Annotated in this window: 29 protein-coding genes; 22 read left to right on the forward strand and 7 right to left on the reverse strand. The window is 70.6% G+C overall.

What is annotated here, in order from left to right; translation table 11 throughout:
• Positions 1-67 precede the first annotated feature (67 nt).
• Genes BBK82_RS21245 through BBK82_RS21270 form a run of 6 tightly spaced genes read left to right on the forward strand, consistent with a single transcriptional unit; the run spans position 68 to position 6,000 of the window.
• On the forward strand, positions 68-841 hold the full coding sequence (locus BBK82_RS21245) for a GNAT family N-acetyltransferase (protein WP_065916570.1): 774 nt from the start codon (positions 68-70) through the stop codon (positions 839-841).
• Entirely contained in the window at positions 838-1,710 is an 873-nt protein-coding gene (locus BBK82_RS21250) for a lysophospholipid acyltransferase family protein (RefSeq protein ID WP_071812644.1), read from the forward strand. Before BBK82_RS21245 ends, BBK82_RS21250 begins: the two co-directional genes overlap by 4 nt.
• Positions 1,667-3,010 carry an MFS transporter gene (locus BBK82_RS21255; RefSeq protein WP_065916572.1) on the forward strand — a complete coding sequence of 448 codons (1,344 nt, stop codon included), beginning with the start codon at positions 1,667-1,669 and terminating at the stop codon, positions 3,008-3,010. Before BBK82_RS21250 ends, BBK82_RS21255 begins: the two co-directional genes overlap by 44 nt.
• Positions 3,010-4,182 (forward strand): cysteine desulfurase family protein, encoded by a 1,173-nt coding sequence (locus tag BBK82_RS21260; protein WP_065916573.1) that lies wholly within the window; start codon positions 3,010-3,012, stop codon positions 4,180-4,182. The genes BBK82_RS21255 and BBK82_RS21260 overlap by 1 nt, the downstream gene beginning before the upstream one ends.
• A complete protein-coding gene (gene mnmA / locus BBK82_RS21265) occupies positions 4,179-5,261 on the forward strand; it encodes a tRNA 2-thiouridine(34) synthase MnmA (RefSeq protein WP_065916574.1) in 1,083 nt (360 codons plus the stop codon). The genes BBK82_RS21260 and mnmA overlap by 4 nt, the downstream gene beginning before the upstream one ends.
• A 31-nt stretch (positions 5,262-5,292) precedes the next feature.
• The gene (locus BBK82_RS21270) at positions 5,293-6,000 is read left to right on the forward strand and encodes a class I SAM-dependent methyltransferase (protein ID WP_065916575.1); all 708 of its coding nucleotides are present in this window, start codon (positions 5,293-5,295) and stop codon (positions 5,998-6,000) included.
• Here BBK82_RS21270 and BBK82_RS21275 read toward each other — a convergent pair.
• Positions 5,989-6,852, reverse strand: a complete 864-nt coding sequence (locus BBK82_RS21275) for a serine/threonine dehydratase (protein ID WP_065916576.1) — start codon at positions 6,850-6,852, stop codon at positions 5,989-5,991. The genes BBK82_RS21270 and BBK82_RS21275 overlap by 12 nt on opposite strands.
• Positions 6,849-7,352 carry a DUF6584 family protein gene (locus BBK82_RS21280; RefSeq protein WP_065916577.1) on the reverse strand — a complete coding sequence of 168 codons (504 nt, stop codon included), beginning with the start codon at positions 7,350-7,352 and terminating at the stop codon, positions 6,849-6,851. The genes BBK82_RS21275 and BBK82_RS21280 overlap by 4 nt, the downstream gene beginning before the upstream one ends.
• A gap of 36 nt (positions 7,353-7,388) precedes the next feature.
• On the opposite strand from BBK82_RS21280, the gene BBK82_RS21285 reads away from it, so the two are divergent.
• Positions 7,389-8,531, forward strand: coding sequence for a hypothetical protein (locus tag BBK82_RS21285; RefSeq protein WP_065916578.1), 1,143 nt, complete (start codon positions 7,389-7,391; stop codon positions 8,529-8,531).
• 38 nt (positions 8,532-8,569) lie between these two features.
• Complete coding sequence (locus BBK82_RS21290) at positions 8,570-8,968, forward strand: hypothetical protein (RefSeq protein WP_154697413.1); 399 nt, start codon at positions 8,570-8,572, stop codon at positions 8,966-8,968.
• Here the strand turns inward: BBK82_RS21290 and paaI are convergent.
• The gene (gene paaI, locus BBK82_RS21295; protein WP_065916580.1) at positions 8,898-9,293 is read right to left on the reverse strand and encodes a hydroxyphenylacetyl-CoA thioesterase PaaI; all 396 of its coding nucleotides are present in this window, start codon (positions 9,291-9,293) and stop codon (positions 8,898-8,900) included. The genes BBK82_RS21290 and paaI overlap by 71 nt on opposite strands.
• Before the next feature lie 340 nt (positions 9,294-9,633).
• On the opposite strand from paaI, the gene BBK82_RS21300 reads away from it, so the two are divergent.
• Both BBK82_RS21300 and BBK82_RS21305 read left to right on the forward strand, forming a co-directional pair.
• Positions 9,634-10,683 carry a uroporphyrinogen decarboxylase/cobalamine-independent methonine synthase family protein gene (locus BBK82_RS21300; protein ID WP_065916581.1) on the forward strand — a complete coding sequence of 350 codons (1,050 nt, stop codon included), beginning with the start codon at positions 9,634-9,636 and terminating at the stop codon, positions 10,681-10,683.
• A 91-nt stretch (positions 10,684-10,774) separates the two neighbouring features.
• Positions 10,775-12,628 (forward strand): glycoside hydrolase family 9 protein, encoded by a 1,854-nt coding sequence (locus BBK82_RS21305; protein ID WP_065916582.1) that lies wholly within the window; start codon positions 10,775-10,777, stop codon positions 12,626-12,628.
• A 35-nt stretch (positions 12,629-12,663) separates the two neighbouring features.
• On the opposite strand, the gene BBK82_RS21310 is transcribed toward BBK82_RS21305, so the two are convergent.
• Positions 12,664-13,143: a GNAT family N-acetyltransferase gene (locus BBK82_RS21310; protein ID WP_065916583.1), complete on the reverse strand. Its 480-nt coding sequence runs from the start codon at positions 13,141-13,143 to the stop codon at positions 12,664-12,666.
• 66 nt (positions 13,144-13,209) lie between these two features.
• On the opposite strand from BBK82_RS21310, the gene BBK82_RS21315 reads away from it, so the two are divergent.
• From BBK82_RS21315 to BBK82_RS21335, 5 genes are read left to right on the forward strand one after another with little or no spacing between them, the layout of a single operon-like run.
• Entirely contained in the window at positions 13,210-13,767 is a 558-nt protein-coding gene (locus tag BBK82_RS21315) for a YdeI/OmpD-associated family protein (RefSeq protein ID WP_237048298.1), read from the forward strand.
• A gap of 5 nt (positions 13,768-13,772) precedes the next feature.
• Positions 13,773-14,426, forward strand: coding sequence for a hypothetical protein (locus BBK82_RS21320; RefSeq protein WP_065916584.1), 654 nt, complete (start codon positions 13,773-13,775; stop codon positions 14,424-14,426).
• Positions 14,427-14,467: 41 nt separating this feature from the next.
• Positions 14,468-16,573 carry an NAD-dependent DNA ligase LigA gene (gene ligA, locus BBK82_RS21325; protein WP_335618101.1) on the forward strand — a complete coding sequence of 702 codons (2,106 nt, stop codon included), beginning with the start codon at positions 14,468-14,470 and terminating at the stop codon, positions 16,571-16,573.
• Entirely contained in the window at positions 16,570-17,061 is a 492-nt protein-coding gene (locus tag BBK82_RS21330; RefSeq protein WP_065916586.1) for a GNAT family N-acetyltransferase, read from the forward strand. The genes ligA and BBK82_RS21330 overlap by 4 nt, the downstream gene beginning before the upstream one ends.
• Positions 17,062-17,064: 3 nt before the next feature.
• Positions 17,065-17,589 (forward strand): hypothetical protein, encoded by a 525-nt coding sequence (locus BBK82_RS21335; RefSeq protein ID WP_154697414.1) that lies wholly within the window; start codon positions 17,065-17,067, stop codon positions 17,587-17,589.
• Here BBK82_RS21335 and BBK82_RS21340 read toward each other — a convergent pair.
• Both BBK82_RS21340 and BBK82_RS50400 read right to left on the reverse strand, forming a co-directional pair.
• Entirely contained in the window at positions 17,586-18,026 is a 441-nt protein-coding gene (locus BBK82_RS21340; RefSeq protein WP_154697415.1) for an SWIM zinc finger family protein, read from the reverse strand. The genes BBK82_RS21335 and BBK82_RS21340 overlap by 4 nt on opposite strands.
• Before the next feature lie 46 nt (positions 18,027-18,072).
• The gene (locus tag BBK82_RS50400) at positions 18,073-18,210 is read right to left on the reverse strand and encodes a hypothetical protein (RefSeq protein WP_154697416.1); all 138 of its coding nucleotides are present in this window, start codon (positions 18,208-18,210) and stop codon (positions 18,073-18,075) included.
• 60 nt (positions 18,211-18,270) lie between these two features.
• On the opposite strand from BBK82_RS50400, the gene BBK82_RS21345 reads away from it, so the two are divergent.
• Entirely contained in the window at positions 18,271-18,960 is a 690-nt protein-coding gene (locus BBK82_RS21345; protein ID WP_065916589.1) for a 3-keto-5-aminohexanoate cleavage protein, read from the forward strand.
• A gap of 3 nt (positions 18,961-18,963) precedes the next feature.
• Here BBK82_RS21345 and BBK82_RS21350 read toward each other — a convergent pair whose 3' ends face one another.
• Positions 18,964-19,617: an ACT domain-containing protein gene (locus tag BBK82_RS21350; RefSeq protein ID WP_179953825.1), complete on the reverse strand. Its 654-nt coding sequence runs from the start codon at positions 19,615-19,617 to the stop codon at positions 18,964-18,966.
• A gap of 230 nt (positions 19,618-19,847) precedes the next feature.
• Here BBK82_RS21350 and gatC point away from each other — a divergent pair, with 230 nt between their 5' ends.
• The 6 genes from gatC (at position 19,848) to BBK82_RS21380 (ending at position 26,449) form a co-directional block, all read left to right on the forward strand.
• Entirely contained in the window at positions 19,848-20,147 is a 300-nt protein-coding gene (gatC, locus tag BBK82_RS21355) for an Asp-tRNA(Asn)/Glu-tRNA(Gln) amidotransferase subunit GatC (protein ID WP_065916591.1), read from the forward strand.
• Complete coding sequence (gatA, locus tag BBK82_RS21360; RefSeq protein ID WP_065916592.1) at positions 20,144-21,628, forward strand: Asp-tRNA(Asn)/Glu-tRNA(Gln) amidotransferase subunit GatA; 1,485 nt, start codon at positions 20,144-20,146, stop codon at positions 21,626-21,628. Before gatC ends, gatA begins: the two co-directional genes overlap by 4 nt.
• Positions 21,625-21,822 carry a hypothetical protein gene (locus tag BBK82_RS21365; protein ID WP_237048299.1) on the forward strand — a complete coding sequence of 66 codons (198 nt, stop codon included), beginning with the start codon at positions 21,625-21,627 and terminating at the stop codon, positions 21,820-21,822. The genes gatA and BBK82_RS21365 overlap by 4 nt, the downstream gene beginning before the upstream one ends.
• The gene (gene gatB, locus BBK82_RS21370; RefSeq protein ID WP_065916593.1) at positions 21,819-23,321 is read left to right on the forward strand and encodes an Asp-tRNA(Asn)/Glu-tRNA(Gln) amidotransferase subunit GatB; all 1,503 of its coding nucleotides are present in this window, start codon (positions 21,819-21,821) and stop codon (positions 23,319-23,321) included. The genes BBK82_RS21365 and gatB overlap by 4 nt, the downstream gene beginning before the upstream one ends.
• A 222-nt stretch (positions 23,322-23,543) precedes the next feature.
• Positions 23,544-23,792: a hypothetical protein gene (locus BBK82_RS21375; protein WP_065916594.1), complete on the forward strand. Its 249-nt coding sequence runs from the start codon at positions 23,544-23,546 to the stop codon at positions 23,790-23,792.
• An 83-nt stretch (positions 23,793-23,875) separates the two neighbouring features.
• Positions 23,876-26,449 carry a CHAT domain-containing protein gene (locus BBK82_RS21380; RefSeq protein WP_083268070.1) on the forward strand — a complete coding sequence of 858 codons (2,574 nt, stop codon included), beginning with the start codon at positions 23,876-23,878 and terminating at the stop codon, positions 26,447-26,449.
• Positions 26,450-26,545 lie beyond the last annotated feature (96 nt).

The following is a 26,545-nucleotide window of genomic DNA, read 5'->3' on the forward strand; positions in this document are numbered from 1 at the left end:
GACTGCCACTGACCGGTCATCGTTGTGACCTGCTGTCATTCGCCAACGCGGCTTCACCCTGGTTCGCATGACGCAGCCGGAACTGCTTGTCAGCACCCCCGCCCAGCAGGGCGAGGACGCTCCCCGCTACTCCCTCCTCGTCGCCCGTGACAGCGACGAGGTCGTCGCCGCGCAAAAACTGCGCTACGAGGTGTTCGCCGGTGAGATGGGCGCGACGCTGAACACGAGCGTTCCCGGCCACGACGTCGACGAGTTCGACCAGCACTGCGACCACCTGGTGGTCCGCGACGACCGCACCGGCGAGATCGTCGGCGGCTACCGGATGCTGCCGCCGGAGCGGGCGCGGGAGGCCGGGCGGCTCTACAGCGACACCGAGTTCGACCTCGGCAACCTCGCCGACCTGCGGCCCAGCATCGTCGAGACCGGGCGCTCCTGCGTGCACCCCGACCACCGCAACGGTGCCGTCGTGAGCCTGGTGTGGGCCGGCATCGCGCGCTACATGCTGCTGAGCGGCCACAAGTGGCTCATCGGCTGCGCCTCGATCCCCCTGCAGGACGGCGGTTCCTTCGCCGCCGGGGTGTGGGACACGGTGCACGCCAAGCACTACGCGCCCGAGCAGTACCGCGTCACGCCGCACCACCCGTGGGACGTCGACGCGGTCGAGCGGCCCGCCAAGACCGCGCTGCCGCCGCTGCTCAAGGGCTACCTGCGGCTCGGCGCCAAGATCTGCGGCCGGCCGGCGCTCGACGCGGACTTCGGCGTCGCCGACCTCTTCATCCTGCTCGGCATGGACCACGTGGACCAGCGCTATCTCAAGTTCTTCCTGGGGGAGACGGCATGAGTCACGCCTGGATGCCCGCGTCGCCGTGTGGTGACGGGTGCGTCGCCTCGGCACCGCGGACCGCGGGCAAGGTCAGACAGGCCTGGCGGGCGTTCACCGCCGTCACGGCGCTCCTGTGCGGCGTGTGGCTCGCGTTCGCCCTCCTGCTGCCCGGCAAGCAGCGGGAGAGCGTGGTGCGCCTGTGGTTCCACGCCGTGCTGCGCGCGTTCGGCGTGAGGCTCGAGGTGCACGGCCCGAAGAGGTTCCAGGCGGTGCCCCAGCGCGGCGTGCTGGTCGCGAGCAACCACGTGTCGTGGCTCGACGAGCTCGCGATCGACGCGGTGCAGCCGATCAAGCTCGTGGCGAAGAAGGACATCAAGAGCTGGCCGGTGCTCGGCAGGATCATCACGGCGGTCGGCACGGTCTACCTCGACCGGGAGAGGCTGCGCGAGCTGCCGAAGACCGTCGAGGAGCTGGCGGCGACGTTGCGCGGCGGCTCGGCGGTCGGCATCCACGCCGAGGGCACCACGTGGTGCGGGCTCGCGTCCGGCCGCTACAAGCCGGCGCTGTTCCAGGCCGCGCTCGACGCCGGTGTGCCGGTGCGGCCGATCGTGCTGCGCTACCGGGTCGACGGCCACGTGAGCACGCAGCCCGCGTTCATCGGCAGCGACACCCTGGTGGACTCGATCCGGCGGGTGCTGCGGGTCAAGGGCCTGACGGTCGAGGTGCACGTGCTCGACGAGATCGCTCCGGGGCGCGCGGCCGACCGCAGGGAGCTCGCGAAACTTGCCAAAGAGCAATCAAACCGCTTGACCTCGACCGAACTGGAAGTTGCACGATCTACCGGTGACACTCACCGCGCCCCGGCCGTCTCGCCTCTGGTCGCCTGACCGCCGCTGGCCCACGACGGGCATCCTCCTGCTGGTCACCCTGCTCGCCTTCGAGGCGATGGGGGTCGGCACGGCGATGCCCACCATGGTCCGCGAGCTCGAGGGCGAGGCGCTGTACGCGTGGCCGTTCCTCGCGAACCTCGCGGCGAGCGTCATCGCCACCGTGTTCTCCGGGCGCCTGTCCGACCGGCGCGGTCCCAAGCCCGCCGTCCTGATCGGTGTCGCCCTGTTCCTCGTCGGCCTGGTCGTCGCGGGTGTCGCGGAGACCATGACGGTGCTGCTCGCCGGCCGGGTCCTGCAGGGGCTCGGCGCCGGGTTCCTGATCGTCGCGATCTACGTCGTCATCGCGCTCGCCTACCCGGAGGCGGACCGGCCCGCCGTGTTCGGCGCGCTGTCGGCGGCCTGGGTGGTGCCGTCGCTGGTCGGTCCCGCGGTCGCCGGCTGGGCGACCGAGCACCTGACCTGGCGGCTGGTCTTCCTCGCGATCGTCCCGCTGGTGCTCATCGGCAGCGTGCTGCTGGTGCCGGTGCTGCGGAAGCTGCCGCCGCACACCGCGACACCGCCGGTGCGCCGGTTCCTCCCGGCCGCCGCGCTGGCCGCCGGTGCCGGGGTGGCGAGCCTGAGCTGGGCGTTGCAGCACCGGACGTGGTGGCTGCTGGCCGTCGCGGTGCTGCTGCTCACGCCCGCGGTGCGGATCCTGCTGCCCAAGGGCACGCTGACCGCCCGGCGCGGTCTCCCCGTCACGATCCTCGCGCGCGGCCTGCTCGCGGGCACGTTCTTCGCGGTCGAGAGCTTCATCCCGCTGACGCTGACCGTCGTGCACGGCTACTCGCCGCTGGAGGCCGGCATCCCGCTCACGGTGAGCGCGCTCGGCTGGGCCGGTGCGTCGATGTGGGCGTCGCGGCACCCCGAGATCGAGCGGTACACGCTCGTGCGGACCGGGTTCCTGTTCACCGCGACCGGCATGGCGGCCGTGACGCTCATCGCACCCTCGTGGGGCCCCGCCTGGCTGACGTTCTTCCTGTGGGCCGTCGCGGGTGCCGGCATGGGCATGGCGACCTCCAGCGTCGGCGTGCTGATGATGGCCGCCTCACCCGAGCAGGACCGCGGTTTCAACTCCGCGGCGCTGCAGATCTCGGACATGCTCGGCTCCGCGACCATGATCGGACTCGGCGGTGTGCTGGTGCTGGCGACCGCGCCCACGGCGGGCGTGGTGGTGCTGAACCTGTCGATGGCGGCGTTGGCCGTGGTGGGAGCGGTTCTGACCGGGCCCCGCATGCGGGCTACGCTTGAGCCCTGATGGCTTATCTCGACCACGCCGCGACGACCCCGATGCACCCGGAGGCGGTCGCGGCCATGACCGAGGCGTTGTCCACCACGGGCAACGCCTCGTCGCTGCACACCTCCGGCAGGCGGGCGCGGCGCGCGGTCGAGGAGGCGCGGGAGGACATCGCCGACGCACTCGGCGCCCGGCCGTCCGAGGTGCTGTTCACCGGCGGTGGCACGGAGAGCGACAACCTCGCGGTCAAGGGCGTCTACTGGGCCCGCGCCGGCAAGCGCCGCGTGCTCGCCTCCGCGGTGGAGCACCACGCCGTGCTCGACGCCGTGGAGTGGCTGGAGCAGCAGGGCGCCGAGGTGACCTGGCTGCCGGCCGACGGGGTCGGCCGGGTGTCCGCCGAGACGGTCGCCGAGGCGCTGGACGACGACGTGGCGCTGGTCACGACGATGTGGGCGAACAACGAGGTCGGCACCATCAACCCGGTGCACGACATCGCCGCGTTGTGCGCCGAGCGCGGTGTGCCGTTCCACACGGACGCGGTGCAGGCCGTCGGCGCGGTGCCGGTGCACTTCGCCGAGTCGGGCGCGTCCGCGTTGACCATGACCGGCCACAAGGTCGGCGGGCCCTACGGCGTCGGGGTGCTGCTGCTGGCGCGGGACGTGAAGTGCGCGCCGCTGCTGCACGGCGGCGGCCAGGAACGCGACGTCCGCTCCGGCACGCTGGACGTGCCGTCGATCGTCGGGCTCGCGCGTGCGGTGCGGATCGCGGTGCAGGAGCAGGAGCAGCGGGCCGCCGAGCTGGTGGCGTTGCGCGAGGAGCTGATCTCGTCGGTGCGCGCGGTGGTGCCGGACGTGGTCGTCAACGGCGACCCGGTGGACCGGCTGCCCGGCAACGCGCACCTGACGTTCCCCGGCTGCGAGGGCGACAGCCTGCTGATGCTGCTCGACGCGCGCGGCGTCGAGTGCTCCACGGGCTCGGCGTGCACCGCCGGTGTCGCGCAACCGTCCCACGTGTTGCTGGCGATGGGCGTCGAACCGTCGCTGGCGCGCGGGTCCTTGCGGTTCTCGCTCGGGCATACCTCGACCCGTGCCGACGTTGAAAAACTCGCGGACTTGATCGGCCCGGTGGTCGAGCGCGCGCGTACGGCAGGTCTGGCAGGCATGAGGCGGTCCCGGAAGGTGGTCAAGCAGTGAAGGTCCTCGCGGCGATGAGCGGCGGTGTCGACTCCGCGGTGGCGGCGGCCCGTGCCGTTGAAGCGGGACACGACGTGACGGGCGTGCACCTCGCGTTGTCGGCCAAGCCCGGCACCCTGCGCACCGGAGCCCGCGGCTGCTGCACCGTCGAGGACGCGCACGACGCCCGTCGTGCCGCCGACCTGATGGGCATCCCGTTCTACGTCTGGGACTTCGCCGAGCGCTTCACCGAGGAGGTCGTCGAGGACTTCGTCGCGGAGTACGCCGCCGGCCGCACCCCGAACCCGTGCCTGCGCTGCAACGAGCGCATCAAGTTCGAGGCGTTGCTGGACAAGGCGATCGCGCTCGGGTTCGACGCGGTCTGCACCGGCCACTACGCGCGGCTGGAGCTCGTGGACGGCCGTCCCGAGCTGCGCCGCTCCGCCGACCTCGGCAAGGACCAGTCCTACGTGCTGGCCTCGCTGACCGCCGACCAGCTCGCGCACGCCATGTTCCCGTTGGGGGACACCACGAAGGACGACGTGCGGGTGGAGGCGGCCGCGCGCGGTCTGTCGGTCGCGAAGAAGCCGGACTCGCACGACATCTGCTTCATCCCGGACGGCGACACCCAGAAGTTCCTCGCCTCCCGCATGGAGACCAAGCCCGGTCTGCTGATCGACGACGCGACCGGCGCCGTGCTCGGCAGGCACGCGGGCGTGCACGAGTTCACCGTCGGCCAGCGCAAGGGCCTCGGCATCGACGGCCCCGCCCCCGACGGCCGCCCGCGCTACGTGCTGGCGCTGGAGCCGGTGTCGGGCAACGTCCGAGTCGGCTCGGCCGAGAAGCTCGCGGTCACCGGCATCTCCGCCTCCTCCCCGATTACGCACGTCGAGCTGGACGGCCCGGTCGAGTGCGTCGCCCAGGTGCGCGCGCACGGCGGCACCGCACCCGCGGTGGCCGAGCTGGTCGACGGCGTGCTGCGGGTGCAGCTGCGCGAGCCGCTGAAGGGCGTCGCGCCCGGCCAGGCGGTGGCGGTCTACCGGCCGGACCCGGCGGGCGACCTGGTGCTGGCGAGCGCCACGATCGACGCGACCAGCTAATCCGGTTGCCGGGCTGGCTAGCGTCGAGGGTGTGACGTTCACCGACGCCGACAACGCCGCGCTGTACGACGAGACGGACCCGTGGGCGGGCCATCCGTCGGCCGCGTTCTACGACGGGCTGGTCGACTCGGTGGCCGAGGTGCTCGACGTCGGGTGCGGCACCGGTCAGATGCTCATCGCGGCCAGGGAACGCGGGCACCGCGGCCGGCTCGTCGGGCTCGATCCGGACGCGCCGTCGCTGGAGCGGGCGCGCCGTCGTGCCGATGTCGAGTGGGTGCTCGGAAAGGCCCAGGACGCGCGCTGGGAGGGGGAGTTCGACCTCGCGGTGATGGCCAGCAACGCGTTCCAGTGCCTCGTGACCGACACCGATCTCCGTGTCGCGTTGGAGGCCGTCCACCGCGCGTTGCGGCCCGGCGGCAGGTTCGCGTTCGACACCCGCTACCCGGCCGCACGCGAGTGGGAGACCTGGCACGGCGCGCGCTACCCGGTGCGCGACCTGGAGGTGTCCTACGACGTCGAGCGGGTCGAGGACGGCGTCGTCACGTTCACGGAGTCGGTGTCCAGGAACGGTGAGACGCTGCGGGTGGACCGGGCGTCGTTGCGGTTCCTGGAGGTGGCGGAGCTCAACGGGTTCCTCGCGGACGCCGGGTTCTCGGTCGAGGGGCAGTACGGCGACTGGGTGCGCGGCCCGGTCACCGCGCGGACCCGGTCGATCGTCACCGTGGCGCTAGCGCGGTAGCCACTCCGAGTTCGCTCCACACAGGAGCACGCACGGCAGCTCGCCCGGCACGTCGCCCTTGAGGAACGCCGCGAACGCCACGGCACCGGCGGGTTCGACGGCGAGGCGGAAGTCCTCCCACAGCCGGTCGCGGGCGGCCAGCAGCTCCTCGTCGGACACCAGCACCGACGTGACGTCGTGCTGCCGCAGGATCTCCAGCGGCACCGAGCCGACGCGGGTGGCGCCGAGTGCCGACGCCGCGACGGAGTCCACCGGCGAGTCGACCGGCTCACCGGCTTCGAGGCCGCGGTGCACGGCGCAGCAACCGGACGGTTCGGCGTTCACGATCAACCTGCCACCGGACGCGAGCGCCGCACCGGCGATCAGGCCGCCGCCACCGGAGGCGATCGCGATGGTGTCGACCTCCGGCACGTCCTCGACGATCTCGCGGGTCACCGTGGACTGCCCCTCGATGACGACCGGGTCGTTGTAGGCCTCGACGTAGAGCGGGCCGAAGTCGTGCGCGGCGGCCGCGGCCTCGGCGTAGGTGGCACCGTGGCGGATCAGCTTGGCGCCCAACGCCTCGATGCGGCGGGTTTTCGTCTCGGGTGCGGTCACCGGCACGAACACGGTGGCGTGCATGCCGAGCAGCTGGGCGGCCTGCGCGACGGCGATGCCGTGGTTGCCGCCCGAGGCCGTGACGACCTCGCTGACACCGCCGGGCCCGGACAGCGTGAGCAGCTTGTTGACCGCGCCGCGCACCTTGAACGAACCGGTGAGCTGGAGGTGTTCCAGCTTGAGCACCACCGGGCGACCGTCCACAGCGGTGCGCAGGACGGGGGTGCGGCGGATGAAGTCGGAGAGCGGTCTCATGTGACCAGCTTCCACAAGAACTGCACCAGAGTCACGATTCCCAGCAGGAAACACACGATGACGAAGGTGCCGCCGACCATCACCACCAGACAGGCACCCCAGGACGTCTCCTCCTGCTCGGTCGTGTCGAGCTCGTCCTGCAGCTCGATCCGCGCCTCCAGGTAGAGGGACGCGAGGCGGGTGCGGGCGGTCTCGGTCGGCGCCTCCTCCAGGCGACCGGCCCAGTTCAACGCGACGAGGCGGACCTGGGCACGGCGGTAGGCGCGTTCGAACGCGAGCGTCTCCTCCGGATCGCGGTAGTCGGAGAGGTAGGTCCAGCGACCTGCCTGCGCCGGCTCGCCGAGCACGCGGTAGACCTCGGCCAGGCGGTCGCGCAGATCGAGCCGGTGGGGATAGGTGCCGACGAGTCCCGCGAGGCGCTGACGTGCGCGGAGCACGTTCGCGAGGTCGCCACGCCGCAACTCGTCGGCCGCTTTGTGGAGCGTCAGCTCTACCGGCATGCCGAACAGTTTTGCAGGCGCGGCTAGCTTTGACCCGTGTTCGTCCTCTCGCTGCTGGTGTCCGGTCTCGCCTGGTGGCTCGGTCTGTACCTGCTCGCCCGCGACCCCGCCAAGCCGTTGCTGTGGTGGGCGGGTGCCGGCTTGATCGGCTACGCGGCCGTGGTCGTGGTGCCGCACCCGGTGTTGCTGGGGGTGCCCGCACTCGCGTGGACTGGGGCGATCCTGTTGCTGGCGCGGCCGGAGCTGATCCGCTGGTGGATCTTCGCGGTGGTGCCGGTCTTCGCCGCGTCGCTCTGGCTGCCGTGGCTCGTGCTGCTCCCACTGGCCGCAGCGACGGCACTCGCCGTGAGGAAACGCGCTTACTTTTCACTCGTTGGGGTGATGTTCGCGCTCTCAGCGGCGGCGTTCCTGCTCGATTGGGTACCGACCGCGGTCGCGTTGCCGGCGATCGGCTTCGACGTGCTCGTGTTCGGCGTCCTCGTCGCGGTCACCGACGCGGTCGAGGAAGGCCAGGCGATCCGCGCCGACATGCTGCGGTCGCTGGTGATCGCCGGGTTCACCGCCGTCCTGTTCGGCTCCCAGGTGCTGCTCTTCGACGGGCCGCAGCTGCTCGCGCACACGACGGTCGCGGCGGCCGTCGCGGTGCAGGTGCTCGCGAACCCGCTCGCCGCCGCCGTCGACCGGCTCGCCGTGCCCGCCGTCGCCGCCGAACGCGCCGAGCTCCGCGAGGCCGTCGAGTCGCTGCCGAAACAACGTCCGCTGGTGACCGAGGACGAGGCCGAGTTCGCCCGGCTGACCCGCAAGGCGCTCAGCCACTACGGCGATCTCGGGAAGCTCGTCGCGAGCCCGTTGATCGCGCTGACCGACGAGGCGCCGCCGCTCGACCGGGCCGCGCAGCTGAAATCGATGTTGCTGACCAGCATTCAACGGCTCAAGCCGGCGGACGGCGATTTCGGCACGAGCGACGAATGGCGTTACTACAACGCCCTGTACTTCTACTACGTCAAGGGAATCCGGCCGTACTCGGTCCGCACCAAGCGCGAGGACCTCGACGCGGAGGACCGGCGCGCGTTGCAGTGGTTCGTGACCCAGGTGCCCGAGCGGACCCTGCACAACTGGCAGAACGCCGCCGCGCGCCTGGTCGCGGCGGACCTGATGGCAGGAGTTGGCAGCGCTTGACGTGGTTTCGGCAGCGTTCGCCGGGCCATGGTCGGGCCATGTTGAAATTCGCCTTGAAACTCGACGGTGTCGCTTCCTTCGGCCTGGGCCTGCTGACCCTCCTGATCCGCCCCGAGGTCGGAATGCCGGTGGGCTGGCAGATCGGGCTCGGCTCTTTCTGCGTTGTTTACGGGCTCGGCGTGTTCTTCCTGGGAACGCGTGCCGTTCCGGACCGCCGGATCGTCCTGCTGGTCATCATCGGCAACACGGTGTGGGCACTGGACAGCATTCTCACCGCGGGGCTGAAGTGGTTCCCGCTCACCGGTCTCGGTGTTGCGCTGGTGCTGGCCCAGGGGCTCGCGGTGCTCGGGTTCGCGGTGCTGCAGCTCATCGGCCTTCGGCGCGCAGGGTCCGGGACCGCCCCCGGAACTCGGCCACGATCTCAGTCCCTCGCCTGACCGTGATGTCGTAGATCCCGCTGCGGCCGAACCGGGTCCGTTCCACCGCCTCCGCCACGAGCTCGTCGCCCGCGTGCACGGGCCGGATGAAGTCGATCTCGGCCGTGGCGGCGACGGTGACGGACCCGGCCCTGTTGCAGGCGCACGCGAACGCGGAGTCCGCCAGAAGGAACACGTAACCGCCGTGCGCGATGCCGTGCCCGTTGAGCATCAGCTCGGTGATCGTCATCCGCAGCGACGCGTACCCGTCGCGCAGCTCGACCGGCGTGATGCCGAGGGTGGTGGAGGCCTTGTCCGCGGCCAGCATCTCAGCAGGACCATTCATTCGTGGCAGCGTAATCACCCTGGCGGTGGTGTCACCCCGCGTCGACCCGGCCTTACTGTCCGGATGCTTGATCGCTCAAAACGGAGGTGGTCATCATGGGTGGATGCTCTTGCTGCGGCGGATGCACGGGTCCGGGTTGCGGGTGCTGCAGCAGCTGTTAGCAGGCTCGGACGCAGACGGACGAAGGCCGGTGCGGACGACTCCGCGCCGGCCTTCGCCGTGCCGAGGAGGGAGTGGTGCGGGAACGCGGGGCGCGTCGCGTCCCCACACCACGTGCAGGGAGGTGCTCGAACGCTCAGCACCTGCTCAATCACGGTAAGTGGCCTAGACCATAGCGTCAATGGGTCTAGACCTCTTCTGTCCGCCGGACAGTGGAACAATTCGGCGGGTGCGTGGAGCAACTGGAATCGGATCACTGCCCGGAACCGACATCGACGAGGCGGCGCGGGTGGTCGTCGGCGAGCTGCCGGAGCTGCCGCACGTGCCGGAGCTGCCTGCGCGGGGAGTCGGCGCGGACATGATCGGCCGCACCGCCGGCCTGCTGGTCGACCTCGCGATCGAGGTGATCACGTCCGGCTACCGCGTGACGCCGCGCCCCGGCCGGGACCACCGGCGGGCGGTCGACCTGCTGCGCGGTGACCTGGACGCGTTCGACGAGGCGCTGGAACGCGCGGGCGCGCGGCCGGCGACGGTCAAGGTGCAGGCGGCGGGGCCGTGGACGTTGATGTCGAACATCGAGCTGGTACGCGGTCATCGCGTGCTCACGGACCGCGGGGCCGTGAAGGAGTTCTCCGAGTCACTGGCCGAGGGGCTGCGGCAGCACGCCGCCGAGGTCGCGAAGCGCACCGGCGCGAAGGTTGTGGTGCAGCTCGACGAACCGGGGCTGCCCGCGGTGCTGGAGGGCTTGCTGCCGACGCCGTCGAAGCTCGGCACCGTGCCCGCCGTGCCCGTGCCGGACGCCCGCGCGGTGCTCGCCACCGTGATCGAGGCCCTGGGTGAGCACGAGGTGGTCGTCCACTGCTGTGCGCCGCAGCCGCCGCTGTCGTTGCTGCGGGAGGCGGGGGCGGCGGCGATCGCGTTCGACGCGACGCTGATCAAGGGGGCGGCCGCGCTCGACGAGATCGGCGAGACGTGGGAGGCGGGCACGACGCTCGCGCTCGGGCTGGTGCCGAGCACCGACCCCGGTGTGCCGGTGGCGTTGAAGGAGGTCGGCCAGCGGGCCTTCACCCTGGTCGACCGGCTGGGCTTTCCGCGGTCGATCCTCGCCGAGAAGGCGCTGCCCACTCCCACGTGCGGGCTGGCGGGTGCGACGGCCGGCTGGGTGAAGCGCGCGCTGTCACTGACCCGTGACCTGTCCGCGTCGTTCGTGGAGCCGCCTGAGGGCTGGTGATGTCCGGTTTGTGGGGCTAGTCTGCTGCGAACTATTAGGAAACTTTCTTAACCGAAGGCCACCGCCGCGGCCTGGACCGGGAGTTCCGAACATGCGCATCAGACGTGCGGCCCTCGTCGCCGCAGTGTTGACCGGGGTGGTCGTGGCGCCTGCCCAGGCGGCGCCCACCTCCCACATCAGGCTCGACCAGGTCGGGTTCGGCACCGGCGAGGCGAAGCACGCCTACGTGCTCGGCGGTGCCGCGAACGCCCGGTTCTCCGTGGTGGACAGCCGCGGCCGGACCGTGCTGACCGGGCGGACGGGTGCCTCGACGGGGTCGTGGAGCGAGAAGTTCCCGTCCGTGCACCCGATCGACTTCTCCGGGGTGCACAAGCCGGGGACGTACCGGATCAAGGTCGGCTCGGCCACCTCGACGGCGTTCAAGATCGACTCGCTGAACCGGCTGTTCGCGCCGGTCGCCCACAACACCGTCGAGTTCTTCCAGGCGCAGCGCGACGGCGCGGACGTCATCCCCGGCCGGTTGAACCGCAAGCCCGCGCACCTCACCGACCGCGAGGCGCTGGTCTACGAGGAGCCGGTGTTCGCGGGTGAGGGCGGTGACCAGATCGCGGCGCCGCTGAAGCCGACCGGCGCGAAGGTCGACCTCGAGGGCGGCTGGTTCGACGCCGGTGACTTCGTGAAGTTCACGCACGCCTCGTCGTACTCGACGGCCTCGATGCTGCTCGCGTTGCGCAACAAGCACGACGACGCGCTGTACGCGGAGGCCAAGTTCGGCCTCAAGTGGCTCGACAAGGCCTGGGACGAGAAGACCGGCACGCTCTACGCGCAGGTCGGCATCGGCACCGGGTCCGAGGAGTTCGGCTTCGTCGGCGACCACGACGTGTGGCGGCTGCCGGAGGCCGACGACAAGCTTCAGGTGGAGCCGGGCGACAGCGAGTACTTCATCAAGCACCGCCCGGTGTTCCGCGCGAACGTCGCCGGCGAGAAGATCAGCCCGAACCTGGTCGGCCGGGTGGCCGGCTCGTTCGCCCTGGCGGCGCAGATCGAGGCGCGCAAGAACCCGCGCCTGGCCCGTGCGTACCTGGACAAGGCCGCGCAGCTGTTCTCGCTGGCCAAGACGGAGGACGTGGGCCAGCTCGTGACGGCGTTCCCGCACGCCTACTACCCGGAACCGTCGTGGACCGACGACCTGGAGTTCGGCGCGACGCAGCTCGCGCTGGCCGCGAAGGCGTTGCACGACAAGCGGTACCAGCAGTTCGCCCGGGCCGCGGCGCACTGGGCCAAGGAGTTCCTGGCGACCGGTGACCCCGACACGTTGAACGTCTACAACATCTCCGCGCTCGGCCACGCCGACCTCGCAAAGCTGCTGAAGGCAGGCGTTCCCGGTGCCGAGGTGACCGAGGCGCAGGTCGTCGGTGACCTGAAGCGGCAGCTGAAGCAGGGTGCCGATGCGGCGAAGAGCTCGCCGTTCCGCACCGCCGCCAACGTCGAGACGTGGGACGTCGGCTCGCGCACGTTCGGGTTCATCACCACCGCGGCGCTGTACCAGAAGGTGACCGGTGACAAGACCTACCAGACGTTCGGCACGCAGCAGCGCGGCTTCGCGCTCGGCACCAACGCCTGGGGCACGTCGCTGATCGTCGGTGTCGGCGCGAGGTTCCCCGAGTGCCCGCACCACCAGGCGGCCAACCTCTCCGGCTCGCCGGACGGCGGTTCCAAGGTGCTGGTCGGCGCGGTGATCAACGGCCCGAACGACGCCTCGCTGTTCGGTGGCCTCGGTGAGATGCCGCCGGGGTCGGTGAGCTGCACCAAGCCGTACACGCTGGAGTTCAACTCGGCGAAGTCGGTGTTCGCCGACGACCTGCGGTCGTGGCCGAGCTCCGAGCCCGCCATCGACTTCACGGCGACGGGCGTGCTGGGCTTCTCGTTGATCGCGCACGGCTGAGTGGCGGCGGGCCGGGTGTTCGTTCCGGACTGCGCTCAGAGCCGGTTGAACGGCTCCGCGTACCGGAACGGCCCCGGCTCGACCGGCGCGAACAACCGCGCCTGGAAGTGCGGCGCCCACTCGGCGACTGGCGGCGTGATCCCGAGCTCCGCGGCCGGCCGGAACCCGAACCGCGAGTAGTACCGCGGGTCGCCGAGCAGGATCACCGCCTTCTCCCCGCGAGCCTCCGCGGCGCCGAGCACCGCGTGCATCAACGCCTTCCCGATCCCCGCCCGCTGGTGCTCCGGGTGCACGGCGATCGGCCCGAGCCCCAGGGCCGGCGTGTCACCGACGTACCCGCGCGTGCACACGACGTGCCCCAGCACCCCGTCCTCCACCAGCGACAGCTCCGGGACCCAGCCCTCGTCGTCCCGCAGCCAGTCGATCAGCCCGGCCTCCGGGCCGTTCTTGAACGCGAGGTTCGTGACGTCGCGGATGGCGTCGATGTCTGCGGGCGTCTCCCGCCGGATCAGCATGCCGCGAACTTTGTCTGGGCAACGCGCGCGACGCCACTCATAATTCGCACGAGCGAGGAGGGTGTGTTGATCGTCTTCGAGGGGCCGGAGGAGTTCGACCGGTGGTTGCACGCCAACGGTGCGACCGAGACCGAGCTGTGGCTCAAGTACGCCAAGAAGGGCTCCGGGCAGACCTCGATCACCTACGACCAGGCGCTCGACGTCGCGCTGTGCCACGGGTGGATCGACGGGCTGGTGCGGTCGATCGACGAGACCTGGTACTCGCAGCGCTGGACGCCGCGCAAGCCGCGCAGCAAGTGGTCCAAGCGCAACTGCGGCAAGGTCGAGGAGCTGATCGCGGCCGGGAGGATGCTGCCGGCGGGGCTGGCGGAGGTCGAGAAGGCCAAGGCGGACGGGCGCTGGGAGGCGGCGTACGCGGGACCGGCGACGATCGAGGTGCCGGACGACCTGCGGCGGGCGCTGGACGCCAACCCGGCGGCCGCGAAGGTCTTCGAGACGCTCAACAGCCAGAACCGGTACGCGATCCTGCTGCGCGTGCACGACGCGAAACGCGCGGAGACCCGGCAGCGCCGCATCGCCCAGTTCGTCGACATGCTGGCGGAAGGGCGCAAGCTCTACGCTTGAGAATCATGAAGTGGTTCCGCCGCCGCAAAGCAGAAGACACCGCGCCCGCCCACCTGCCGAACGCCCGGGAGGCCGCCCAGCGGTTCTGGGAGCGGTGGTTCGAGCTGGTGCCGGTGGTGAGCGCGGCACTGGGTGACGGCGAACCGCACCGCGTCGAGGACGAGCTGCGGGCGCTGGTCCACGGGCTGCACCCGGACCTGCTGTTCAGCCTGGAGCAGGGGCACCTGGCGATGTACGCGCTCGTCGTCACCGGTCAGGAGGACCCGCGGCTGCGCCCGTACACCGACGCCTGGATCGCCGCGGCGCCACCGGCGGACATGGTGTGGGAGTTCCACGACTCGGTGCCGCCGGTGCCGGACCCGACCGAGGTCGTGGTCAACCTCGGCGAGGTGAAGATGCGGCTCGGCGACTTCCGGATCGTGGCCCAGGTGGACGGTGAGGTGGTGGACGTGGCCGTCTACCACCCGGCGCTGGGGGAGCTGACCGAGCAGCAGCGGCAGACGATGACGTTCCTGCCGCTGGACGTCACTCTCGGCGAGCGGCTGGCGGGCGAACGGCTGCGCCGCGTCGAGACGGCCCAGCTGGAACCGGAGGGCACGATCAGCCTGCTGGAGCTGCGTTCACTCGTCCGGACACTCGCCCACGTGTCCGGCGACTGAGCTGCCCGGAATTGTCGGACCTGGTCACTAAGCTCGTGGACGTGACCAGCGAGAGCCTTGAAGACGTTCCTGCGGCGGTCCGCGAGCGGCACGCCGTGCTCGCGGAGGAGGTGCGCTCGCACCAGTTCCGCTACTACGTGCTGGACGACCCGATCGTCACCGACGGTGAGTTCGACGCGGTGCTCAAGGAGCTGGAGGCACTCGAGGCCGACCACCCCGGCCTGGCGACGCCGGACTCGCCGACCCAGCTCGTCGGCGGCACGTTCTCGACCGAGTTCCGCGCTGTGGACCACCTGGAGCGGATGCTCAGCCTGGACAACGTGTTCGCGCAGGACGAGCTGGCCGAGTGGTTCAAGCGCGTCGAGCGGGACGCGGGCGCGGGCACGCACTTCCTGTGCGAGCTGAAGATCGACGGTCTGGCCATCAACCTGCTCTACGAGAAGGGGAAGCTGACCCGCGCGCTCACGCGGGGCGACGGCCGCACGGGTGAGGACGTCACGCTGAACGTCCGCACGATCGCCGATGTGCCGCACACCCTGAAGGGCTCGGCGGAGTACCCGGTGCCGGACCTGGTGGAGGTCCGCGGCGAGGTGTTCTTCGCGGTGGAGGACTTCCTGGCGCTCAACGCCTCGCTGGTCGAGCAGGGCAAGCCGCCGTTCGCGAACCCGCGCAACACGGCGGCGGGGTCGTTGCGGCAGAAGGACCCGAAGGTCACCGCCTCGCGCAAGCTGCGGATGATCTGCCACGGCATCGGCAAGACCGAGGGCTTCGCGGTCGCCCGGCAGTCGCTCGCCTACGAGGCGTTGCGGGAGTGGGGCCTGCCGGTCTCCTCGCACACCAAGGTGCTCACCGATCCCGCCGAGGTCGCGCGGCACGTCGAGCACTGGGGCGAGCACCGGCACGACGCGGTCCACGAGATCGACGGCGTGGTCATCAAGGTCGACGAGGTCTCGCTGCAGCGCCGCCTGGGCACGACGTCGCGGGCCCCGCGCTGGGCGATCGCGTACAAGTACCCGCCGGAGGAGGCCACGACCACGCTGCTCGACATCCAGGTCCAGGTGGGCCGCACCGGCCGCGTCACGCCGTTCGCGGTGATGGAACCGGTGAAGGTGGCCGGGTCGACGGTCGCGCGGGCCACCCTGCACAACGGCTCGGAGGTCAAGCGCAAGGGCGTGCTGATCGGCGACCGGATCGTCATCCGCAAGGCGGGCGACGTGATCCCGGAGGTGCTCGGCCCGGTGCTGGCCGCGCGCCCGGCCGACGCGCGCGAGTTCGAGATGCCGACGCGGTGCCCCGAGTGCAACGCCGAGCTGCGCCCGATGAAGGAGGGCGACGTCGACATCCGGTGCCCGAACGCCGAGACGTGCCCCGGTCAGCTGCGGGAGCGGCTCGCCTACCTCGCGTCGCGGTCCGCTCTGGACGTCGAGGTGCTCGGCTACGAGGCCGCCGCCGCGATCGCCGCGTCGACCGCGTACACGAACGAGGCCGACCTGTTCGACTTCGACGCGGAGTCGTTGCGGCAGGTCGAGCGGTTCGTCACGGTCAAGGGTGAGCTGTCCACGAACGCGCTGAAGCTGCTCGACAACCTGGAGGCGGCCAAGTCGCGTCCGTTGTGGAGGGTGCTGGTCGCGCTGTCGATCCGGCACGTCGGCCCGACCGCCGCCCGCGCGCTGGCGCAGCAGTTCGGGTCGATGGACGCGATCCTCGCCGCCGACGAGGAGGTGCTGGCCGGCGCCGAGGGCGTGGGTCCGACCATCGCCGCCGCGGTCGTGGAGTGGCGGGAGACCGGGTGGCGCCAGGAGGTCGTGCGCCGCTGGGCCGCCGCGGGTGTGCGGATGGAGGACGAGCGGGACGCCTCGATCGTCCGCACCCTGGAGGGCCTGTCCATCGTGGTCACCGGGTCGCTCACGGACTTCTCGCGCGACTCGGCCAAGGAGGCGATCCTCGCCCGCGGCGGCAAGGCGGCCGGCTCGGTGTCGAAGAAGACCTCTTTCGTCGTGGTCGGCGACTCGCCAGGATCGAAGTACGACAAGGCCGTCTCCCTGAAGGTGCCGGTGCTCGACGAGGCGGGCTTCCGCGTGCTGCTCGACTCCGGCCCCGACGCGGCGCGGGAGGTGGCCCTCAACCCCGAGGAAGAGGCTTCATGACCGACCTGCTCATCCGCCCGGCGCGGGAGGCCGACCTGGCCGCCGTCGGCGCGCTCACGCTGTCCGCGTACCGGGGCGACGGCCTGCTGGTCAGCGAGTCCTACGGCGAGCAGCTCACCGACGCCGCCACCCGCCACCGCGACGCCGAGCTGCTGGTGGCGGTCGACGATGACGGCGAGGTGCTGGGCTCGGTCACGGTGGCGCTGCCCGGCACCCCGTTCGCGGAGATCTCGGCGCCGGGCGAGGTCGAGTTCCGGATGCTGGCGGTCTCGCCGGCAGCGCGCGGCCGCGGCGTCGGCGAGGCGCTGGTGCACGCGGTGTGCAACCGCGCCCTTGCCGCCGGAGCCACGCGGGTGGTGCTGTCGTCGTCGCCCGCGATGCGGTCGGCACACCGGCTCTACGAACGGCTGGGGTTCGCGCGGGCACCGGAACGCGACTGGTCGCCGCTGCCCGGCGTCGTATTGGTCGCCTACACCCGAGAGGTCTGAGCGATGAAAGCCTTGCCCGCGGTCGTGCTGGCCGCGTTGGTCACCTCCACCGCCGCCGCCTCGGCCACCCCGCTGACACTGGCGGAGCCCGACCAGGCCCGGATCGCCGCACTCGCCCAGACCTACCTGCAGAACCGGGCGCAGAAGGTCACCAGTGCCCCGCAGACGCCCGGCTTCGGCGTCCCGCTCGCCCCGGCGCTGGCCGCGACGCTGCAGACCCACGAGGTCAAGCTGGAGGCCGCCCGCGCGTCGAGGTCGCCGCACAGCCACTACCGGTCCGCGGTGGTCAGGACCCGCGTCGCCCGCTTCGACGTCCAGACCCGCGACATGGTCGTGGCGCACGTCCACGAGCACGGCGAGCTGTACTTCGAACCGCCCGGCACCCCGCCGTACACCGGCTACGGCCTGATGCACCGCCTCACCGTGCAACGGCAGAACGGCGACTGGGTGCTCGCCGACGTGGCGATCGAGCGCTACAAGGCGTGCGGCCTGCTGCCCGAACCCCAGTCGGTGACCTGCGAGCGCTAGCGCGGTGCCCGCTCCACTTCCTTCGGCGCCTTCATGATCCGCGCCCGCAGCCCGAGATCACCCGCCGCCTGCTCGTACAACAGCTCCCGCACCACCTCGGCCGGCAACGATCTCAGCCGGTCGCGCAGCTCCACGTCCTCCGCGTCCGGCGGCGGCACGGTCTCCCCGCGCTCCAGCAGCACCAGCCCGACCGCCACGCAGTGCTTGCAGAAGAACCCCTCGGCGCCGTGCGGACAGGTGCACGAACCCGCCAGGTGCGTCTCCGCCCATGAGAGCTCCACCGAGTACAGGGCGTCCTCGCTGCCACGCACCAGAGCCGTCACGTGCCTGCTGTGCACCCGCAACGCGCGCACGGAATCGCGGTAGGTCAAACCACGCCAGTACGACTTGGTGCCCGCGCGGTGCAACAGCAGGTCGGTGGTGAGGGTCGTCGACACGACGATCATCCAACCGGGTGACCGCGCGAACGAACAAACATCCATCTCAGCGTTTGCGCCGCACGATCAACACCACCACGACGGCCACCACCGCGGCCAGACCGGCAACGCCCAGTGCTAGGTCGGCCCACGCCGGGTCCGGCATCAGGTCGGACGGTTGCGCCGTCAGCGGAGCCGATCGCATGAGGTCAAAACTAGCCATTGGCCGCACGCGACGGCCAGCGTTGTGTGGGACCGTTGACCTGTGCTGCAAGCCTGTCTGAACGGCTCCCGCACCGCGCAGGAGCACCCGGCCCTGCCGTTGAGCCCCGAGCGGCTGGCCGAGGACGCCGCCGACGTCGCCGCGCTCGGTGTGACCTCCGTGCACTTCCACCCGAGGGACGTCATCGGTGCGCCGACGCTCGTCGGACCCGAGGTCGCCACCACGATCGCCACGGTCAGGGCGGCGGTGCCCGGCATCGAGATCGGGGTGTCCACCGACGTCGACGGGTCGCGCACCACGCTGGTCGCCAGCTGGGCGCCGCTCGCGACCGGACGGCCGGACATCGCCTCCGTGCGGGCCGGCGCGCCGGGCTGGCGGGAGGTCGTCGAGGCGCTGCACCGGGTCAACGTCGCCGTCGAGCTCGTGGTCGACAGCCCGGCCGCCGCCCAGCTGGTGCGGGACGTGGAGCGCGTGGCGCGGCTGAGGGTCACCGCGACCCGCGCGAACGTCGCGGAGCTGCTCGCCCACGTCGAACCGCTCAACCGGCCGATCCTGCTGCACGGCAGGGACGACGAGGCCTGGCCGCTGCTCGACCACGCCGGTCGCCTGGAACACAGCACGCGGATGGGCCTCGCGGACACGCTGGAGCTCCCCGACGGGCGCACGGCCAAGAACAACGTCGAGCTCGTCGCGATGGCCCGCAAGTCGCTGCGGACCAAGGCACCGCAGTAGAGCTCAGTCCGGCAGCACCACGGCCACGATGCCCGCCAGGTGCGCGAGCCTCGCCACCTCGGCCGCGCGGAACATGGGGCCACCGGGGCGGCCGACGACCAGCACCCGGTCGGGCTTGCCCAGCGGCGTGGCGGCCAGCTCGGTGCCCAGCTCGCGCCAGGTCTCCGGCACCCACTCCTCCTCGCCGTCGAGCACGGTCGCGCGCTCCAGCGGGAACCACGGCACGTTCGCCATCCGCGTCTCCGGCGCGGCCGACGACGAGGTCAGCCGGTTGATGCCGGCGCCCTCGGGACCGACCACGACGGCCCAGCCGGCCCGGATGATCTTCGGGACGCCCTCGGTGAAGACCTCGAGGCCCTTGTGCGGCTCCTCGGCGATCTCCTCGACGAGCTCCAGCTCGCGGTGGGTGTCCAGGATGCCCGCGTACGGGCGCACGGCGTCGACCTCGACGCCGTCGACGGACTCGGCCGCGGTGATCAGCGTGTCCGGCAGGCGGCCGGACGGCAGCTCCACCACGAGGTCGTCGATCGCCAGGCCGGAACCGCGTTCCACGACGTCCACGCTGAGTATGTCCGCCCCGATCTCTCCCAGTGCCGTTGCGACCGCGCCGAGGGTGCCGGGACGGTCCGGGAGCTGGACCCGGATCAGGAACGACAAGGTGAACGCCTCCATAGCTCGTGCTCGGGACCCCGCGTCCCGTGCCGTTGCCGGTCGGTGATTCTCGCAGACGCATCGTCAACGCATGACCTGCTGGTCGCGTTGCGGAACGGTTAAGTTGACGTGCCGCTCAACAGTAGAGCCGGTAACCCGTTCGAAGGCGCACCTGACCAGCCCATAGACTCACGGGGTTCCCGATTCGAATCCCGACCCTACGGGGGTTGACAGGAGTGCCCAGCATCTCCCGCGACGAGGTCGCGCACCTGGCGAAGCTCGCCAGGCTGGCCGTCACCGACGAAGAGCTCGACCTCTTCGCAGGCCAGCTCGACGTGATCCTCCAGTCGGTGGCGTCCGTCGGCGACATCGCCACGGCCGACATCCCGCCGACGTCGCACGCCGTTCCGCTGACCAACGTCTTCCGCGAGGACGTGGTCCGTCCGAGCCTCGGTCAGCAGCAGGCGCTTTCTGGCGCTCCTGACGCCGAGGACGGCCGGTTCCGCGTTCCCCGCATCCTTGGTGAGGAAGCATGACCAACGACCTGATCCACGCAGGAGCGGCCGAGCTGGCCGCGAAGATCCACAGCGGTGAGGTCACGTCGGTCGAGGTCACGCAGGCCCACCTCGACCGCATCGCCGAGACCGACGGGAAGGTCAACGCCTTCCTGCACGTCGACACCGAGGGCGCGCTCGCGCAGGCCCGCAGGGTCGACGCCGACGTCAAGGCGGGCAAGACCGTCTCGCCGCTGGCCGGTGTGCCGCTCGCGCTCAAGGACGTCATGACCACCGAGGGGATCCCGACCACGGTCGGTTCCAAGATCCTCGAAGGCTGGCTGCCGCCGTACGACGCGACGGTGACGCGCAAGCTCAAGGAAGCCGGCGTCGTCATCCTCGGCAAGACGAACATGGACGAGTTCGCCATGGGTTCGTCGACCGAGAACTCGGCCTACGGGCCCACCCACAACCCGTGGGACCTCGACCGGATCCCCGGTGGTTCCGGTGGTGGCTCCTCGGCGTCGCTCGCCGCGTTCCAGGCGCCGCTCGCGATCGGCACCGACACCGGTGGCTCGATCCGCCAGCCCGGCGCGGTCACCGGCACCGTCGGCGTGAAGCCGACCTACGGTGGCGTGTCGCGCTACGGCCTCGTGGCGTTCTCGTCGAGCCTCGACCAGGCCGGTCCGTGTGCGCGCACGGTGCTCGACGCCGCGCTGCTGCACGAGGTCATCGCCGGCTACGACGAGATGGACTCCACGTCCATCAACGCGCCGGTGCCGCCCGTGGTCGCCGCCGCCCGCGAAGGCCTGTCCGGTGACCTGTCCGGCCTGCGCGTCGGCGTCGTCACGCAGTTCAGCGGTGAGGGCTACCAGCAGGGCGTGCTGCGCAGCTTCGAGGCCGCCGTGTCGCAGCTCAAGGAGCTCGGCGCGGAGATCGCGGACGTGTCGTGCCCGAGCTTCGACCACGCGCTGCCCGCCTACTACCTCATCGCGCCGAGCGAGTGCTCGTCGAACCTCGCCCGGTTCGACGCCATGCGCTACGGCCTGCGCGTCGGCGACGACGGCACGCGCAGCACCGAGGAGGTCATGTCGCTGACCCGCGAGGCCGGCTTCGGTCCCGAGGTCAAGCGCCGCATCATGATCGGCACGTACGCGCTGTCGTCGGGCTACTACGACGCCTACTACGGCTCGGCGCAGAAGGTCCGCACGCTCATCACGCAGGACTTCGCGAAGGCCTTCGAGAAGTTCGACGTGCTGATCTCGCCGACCACGCCGACCACGGCGTTCAAGATCGGTGAGCGCGCGAACGACCCGATGGCCATGTACAAGGCCGACCTCTGCACCATCCCGGCGAACCTCGCCGGCACCCCCGCCATGAGCGTGCCGAGCGGCCTGTCCGATGAGGACGGTCTGCCGGTCGGCCTGCAGATCATGGCTCCCGCACTGCAGGACCACCGCATGTACCGCGTGGCCGCCGCCTACGAGCTGGCGCGTGGCGCCTTTGGAGGGCCGTCGCTGTGAACATCAAGAAGGCACGGGGTCTCTTCGGCCTCGCCGGCGCCGTGGTCGGTGCCGTGGGAGCGTTCTCCGGCTTGAAGGTCGCCAGGGAGAAGAAGGACAAGCTGGCACTGGCGAACGCGATCGCGAGCTTCGTCGTGGCGATCACCGGTGCGGCGCTGGCCGCGCGTGCCCTGCGGAAGGACGAGCTGGCATGACCTCTCTCGTTGAGCTGATGGACTACGACGAGGTCGTCGAGAAGTACGACCCCGTCCTGGGTCTTGAGGTGCACGTCGAGCTGCACACGAACACGAAGATGTTCTGCGGCTGCGCCAACGCCTTCGGCGGCGAGCCGAACACGAACACCTGCCCGACCTGCCTGGGCCTGCCCGGCTCGCTGCCCGTGGTCAACGCCAAGGCGGTCGAGTCCGCGATCCGCATCGGCCTCGCGCTGAACTGCGAGATCGCCGAGTGGTGCCGGTTCGCGCGGAAGAACTACTTCTACCCGGACATGCCGAAGAACTTCCAGACGTCGCAGTACGACGAGCCGATCGCCTTCAACGGCTGGCTCGACGTGACGCTGGACGACGGCGAGGTCCTCCGGGTCGAGATCGAGCGCGCGCACATGGAGGAGGACACCGGCAAGTCGCTGCACGTCGGTGGCGCCACCGGCCGCATCCACGGCGCCGAGCACTCGCTGCTCGACTACAACCGCGCCGGCGTGCCGCTGATCGAGATCGTCACGAAGATGATCCCGGGCACCAAGGAGCGCGCTCCCGAGGTCGCCCGCGCGTACGTGACGGCGTTGCGCGACCTGCTCAAGGCGCTCGACGTGTCCGACGTCCGCATGGACCAGGGCTCGCTGCGCTGCGACGCGAACGTGTCGCTGTCGCCGAAGACCACCGGCGCGCTGGGCACCCGCACCGAGACCAAGAACGTCAACTCGCTGCGCAGCGTCGAGCGCGCCGTGCGCTTCGAGATGACGCGCCAGGCCGCGGTGCTCGCCTCCGGCGGCGAGGTGACCCAGGAGACCCGTCACTTCGACGAGTCGTCCGGCACCACCTCGCCCGGCCGCAAGAAGGAGACGGCGGAGGACTACCGCTACTTCCCCGAGCCGGACCTGGTCCCGATCGCGCCGTCGCGCGAGTGGGTCGAGGAGCTCCGCGGCACCCTGCCCGAGCTGCCCTGGGAGCGCCGCGCGCGCATCCAGAAGGACTGGAACCTCACCGACGAGGTCCTGCGCGACCTGGTCAACGCCGGTGCGCTCGACCTCATCGAGGCCACCGTCGTCGCGGGCGCGAAGCCGGACGAGGCCCGCTCCTGGTGGGTGTCCTACCTCGCGCAACAGGCCAACACCCGCGGCGTCGAGCTGTCCGGCCTGCCCATCACGCCTGCCGACGTGGCTCGCGTGATCGAGCTGGTCAACTCCGGTGCGCTCACCAACAAGCTCGCCCGCGAGGCCGTCAACGGCGTCCTCGAGGGCGAGGGCTCCCCGGACGACGTCGTCGAGAAGCGCGGCCTGAAGGTCGTCTCGGACGACTCGGCGCTCGAGAAGGCCGTCGACGAGGCCCTGGCCGCCCAGCCCGACGTCGCGCAGAAGATCCGCGACGGCAAGGTCCAGGCCGCCGGTGCGATCGTGGGCGCCGTCATGAAGGCGACGAAAGGCCAGGCGGACGCCGCACGTGTGCGCGAGATCATCATTGCGCGTTGTAGCTGAGAAATTGCCGACCGTACGAGGCCAAAACGTCCGGTCAGATACGAAATAGACGTCTACATCACAAAGGGTCACCTGTTTTCGCAGGTGGCCCTTTGTGATCTTAGGCCGACCGAGTGGCTGTTAGCTAAATGAGACGTATACCCGTAGCGGTGTGTGCCACTCTCTCCATGCATCCATCTGGGGGGATGGATCATCAATAGTCCAAACGAGGGGGGAAACCTCATGACGACGCAGCGTGAAGGGTTCTTGGGCGACATCGTCGACAAGGTCAAGGACCTGCTCGACAGCCCGGAGCCGAAGAAGACCCCGGAGCCGGAAGACCCGCCGTTGACGCCGCAGTGCTGCGGCCCCAACCCGCCGGGATGGCCGATCATGGGCGGCCACAAGGTCGTCACCGAGGGCCCGGTCGAGCACGAGCTCAACTGCCCGAACCACCCGGACAACGTGGCCAAGGAAGAAGTGGCCAGCTAGTCACGCTCCGCGCTGTCCTTCAACCGGTGTCTGCGCCTGGTTGGAGGACAGCGCCATTCGGGCGAATGTGGTGTGATGATCACATGCCCGCTCGTGCCCTGGAGAGAGCGCGCGAGATGTACCAGAAGGGGTGGACGGAGCAGGCGAACTTCCGCTTCCCGCCCGCTATTCGACTTCTGAAGCGTGCACTCGTGCACGTCGATCGTGCCCCGGACAGTCCCGAACGGACTGAGGTTCGGGCCCGCATCCTCTACAGCCTTGCCAAGTCCATCGGCGAGGCGACCGGCTCCGACTCGTACGCCGAGCTGTTCGACCAGGCCCGCAGGGAGATCGAACTGCTGGAAGACCCGTGGCAGCGGATCATCCTGAAGGGCAGCGCCGACTACAACCAGGGCGCCTTGATCATGCGCATGGGCCAGCCGGAACAGGCGGTCCAGTGGTTCGACGACTTCATCGACTTCACCGAAGACGCAATGCGCACCTCGCCAGAGCGCATCGACACGGAGTGGGTGCAGCGGCTCGCGGCGTGCCTGACCACCAGGGCGCTGGCGAACGCGGCCATCCGCCGTCGCGAGTCCGCGATCGCCGACCTGCAGCGGGTCGAGGACCTCAGTCGCGAGCACAGCCTGGACAACATCTACCCGTACACGGTCATGGCGCTCGCCAACATCTACAAGCAGAGCGGCGATCTCGTCGAGGCCCTGCGCCGCTACGAGGAAGCCGAGCGCATCTTCCGCGCGACCGAACAGCTGTCGGTGCTCGCCGGGGTCCAGCTCCTGCACGCGGAGTGCATGCTCATGGTCGGTATGTCCGACGACGTCGGCCGGATGCTCGACGAGGCCTTGCCGGTGCTGCGCCAGTCGAAGGTCAGCCAGGAAACCGCCGAGGTCGAGATGTACCGGGCGTCGGCGGCCCTGTTGGACGACCAGTTCGACCTGGCCCGGCGGATGGCCAAGGCGTCCATGCGCAAGCTCGAGAAGCGTGGCAGCAAGTGGTGGATGATGGCCGCGCTGATCGAGCTCTGGGCGCACGCCATGCAGGTGAAGCGCGTGACGAACTCGTTGGTGCAGAAGGCGCTGACCCTGTCGGCGCACCTGGAGGCCAACCACCTGCTCGACGAAGCATGGCTCGCCAAGGTGCTCGCCGTCCGACTGGAACTGCGCAGGGGAAGGCTTGTCGAGGGCGAGGAGTTGCTGCAGCAGCTGCCCGGTCCCCGTGCGGTCACCCCGCTTGAGCACCGCATGCAACGCAGGCTCGTGCTCGCCGAGCTCGCCCTGGCCAAGGGGGATCGCCGCACCGCGCTGATGCACGCGCGCAAGGGGCTGGACGAGCTCGGACTGGTGCGTGACCAGCTCGGCGGGCTGGAGCTGGTGTCGGCGACGGCGGTGCACGGCCGGGAGCTGCGGGACCTCGCGATCAGGCTGGCGTTGGAGAGCAGCAACGCACGGCAGGTGTTCGTCTGGCTGGAGCGCACGCGTGCGCAGACCTACCGCTACGAACCCCAGGAGCTGGTCGAGAACCCCGAGCTGGCCGAGCGGATCGCCGAGGTGCGCGGTCTCGGGCGGGAGTTGATGCGTGCCGGTCTCGACGGCCGTCCCACGACCAAGCTGCGGGCCGAGATCGCCAAGGCGCAGCGGGAGGCGAACCGGCTCGGGTGGCACGCGCAGCGCTGGGGGCGGACTCGTCCGATGGCGACGGTCACCGAGGTGTTCGCCGAGCTGGGTGAACGCGCGATGGTCAGCTTTGTGGTCTCGCGCGGCGAGATGGTGGCCGTGGTGCTGGCGGGCGGCCGGGTGCGGATGGTGCGGCTTGGTGCTGCCGGTGAAGCGCTCGAAGGGGCGCAGCGGCTGCACTTCGACCTCAACGCGCTGGCTCCCGACCACCTGCCGCCGCCGTTGGTGCAGGTCATCGGCGCATCGGCGCGCAAGCAGGCGGACGTGCTGGACACCCTGCTCGTGAAGCCGCTCGTGCACCTCATCGGGCAGCGCGAGCTGGTCATGGTGCCGACGGGGTCGTTGTACGCGGTGCCGTGGGGGGTGTTGCCGAGCCTGCACGGACGGCCCGTCACGACCGCGCCGTCGGCCACCGCCTGGCTCGCCGCCACCCAGGCCGCGGAAGCCGGGACTGACCGGGTGTTGCTGGTGCGGGGACCGGGGTTGCAGTTCGCGGACGGGGAGCTGGACCGGTTGGGCGCGCAGCACGAGAAGGCGACCGTGCTGGCGGGCGAGAAGGCGACCGCGGGGGAGGTGCTCGCCCACCTCGACGGTGCGGACCTGGTGCACGTGGCGGCGCACGGGGAGCACGAGAACGAGAACGCGTTGTTCTCGCGGCTGGAGCTGTTCGACGGGCCGTTGTTCGCGCACGAGCTGGGACGGCTGCGCAAGCCACCGGCTCAGGTGGTGCTGTCGGCGTGCTCGCTCGCGTTGAACCGCATCCGGCCGGGTGACGAGGCGCTCGGGTTCGCCGGGGCGATGCTCGCCGGTGGCACGCGGACCGTGGTGGCGGCGGCCAGCAAGGTCGGCGACGAGGCGAGCGCGGCGGCGATGGCCGACTACCACCGGGCGCTGGTGGCGGGGGCGGCGCCGGCGGTCGCGCTGGCGGAGGCGATGGCGAAGGACCCGTTCCGCCGGCCGTTCCTCTGCCTGGGCTCCGGCTAGTGCCGCGTGCACGGTGAACGCTAGGCCGTTCGGGTCGTTGTGATACGTACCGACCAATGAACTCACTGGTCAGCTGTGACTTGTGTCCGAGCAGCG

This window comes from Lentzea guizhouensis (genome assembly GCF_001701025.1).
Lineage (GTDB): Bacteria > Actinomycetota > Actinomycetes > Mycobacteriales > Pseudonocardiaceae > Lentzea > Lentzea guizhouensis.

Coding starts and splice junctions, on each gene's coding strand:
- BBK82_RS21245 (WP_065916570.1), top strand. CDS start 68: ATGACGCAGCCGGAACTGCTTGTCAGCACCCCCGCCCAGCAGGGCGAG.
- BBK82_RS21250 (WP_071812644.1), top strand. CDS start 838: ATGAGTCACGCCTGGATGCCCGCGTCGCCGTGTGGTGACGGGTGCGTC.
- BBK82_RS21260 (WP_065916573.1), top strand. CDS start 3,010: ATGGCTTATCTCGACCACGCCGCGACGACCCCGATGCACCCGGAGGCG.
- BBK82_RS21275 (WP_065916576.1), bottom strand. CDS start 6,852: ATGAGACCGCTCTCCGACTTCATCCGCCGCACCCCCGTCCTGCGCACC.
- BBK82_RS21280 (WP_065916577.1), bottom strand. CDS start 7,352: ATGCCGGTAGAGCTGACGCTCCACAAAGCGGCCGACGAGTTGCGGCGT.
- BBK82_RS21290 (WP_154697413.1), top strand. CDS start 8,570: ATGTTGAAATTCGCCTTGAAACTCGACGGTGTCGCTTCCTTCGGCCTG.
- paaI (WP_065916580.1), bottom strand. CDS start 9,293: ATGAATGGTCCTGCTGAGATGCTGGCCGCGGACAAGGCCTCCACCACC.
- BBK82_RS21300 (WP_065916581.1), top strand. CDS start 9,634: ATGGGTCTAGACCTCTTCTGTCCGCCGGACAGTGGAACAATTCGGCGG.
- BBK82_RS21305 (WP_065916582.1), top strand. CDS start 10,775: ATGCGCATCAGACGTGCGGCCCTCGTCGCCGCAGTGTTGACCGGGGTG.
- BBK82_RS21310 (WP_065916583.1), bottom strand. CDS start 13,143: ATGCTGATCCGGCGGGAGACGCCCGCAGACATCGACGCCATCCGCGAC.
- BBK82_RS21320 (WP_065916584.1), top strand. CDS start 13,773: ATGAAGTGGTTCCGCCGCCGCAAAGCAGAAGACACCGCGCCCGCCCAC.
- BBK82_RS21330 (WP_065916586.1), top strand. CDS start 16,570: ATGACCGACCTGCTCATCCGCCCGGCGCGGGAGGCCGACCTGGCCGCC.
- BBK82_RS21335 (WP_154697414.1), top strand. CDS start 17,065: ATGAAAGCCTTGCCCGCGGTCGTGCTGGCCGCGTTGGTCACCTCCACC.
- BBK82_RS50400 (WP_154697416.1), bottom strand. CDS start 18,210: ATGCGATCGGCTCCGCTGACGGCGCAACCGTCCGACCTGATGCCGGAC.
- gatA (WP_065916592.1), top strand. CDS start 20,144: ATGACCAACGACCTGATCCACGCAGGAGCGGCCGAGCTGGCCGCGAAG.
- gatB (WP_065916593.1), top strand. CDS start 21,819: ATGACCTCTCTCGTTGAGCTGATGGACTACGACGAGGTCGTCGAGAAG.
- BBK82_RS21375 (WP_065916594.1), top strand. CDS start 23,544: ATGACGACGCAGCGTGAAGGGTTCTTGGGCGACATCGTCGACAAGGTC.
- BBK82_RS21380 (WP_083268070.1), top strand. CDS start 23,876: ATGCCCGCTCGTGCCCTGGAGAGAGCGCGCGAGATGTACCAGAAGGGG.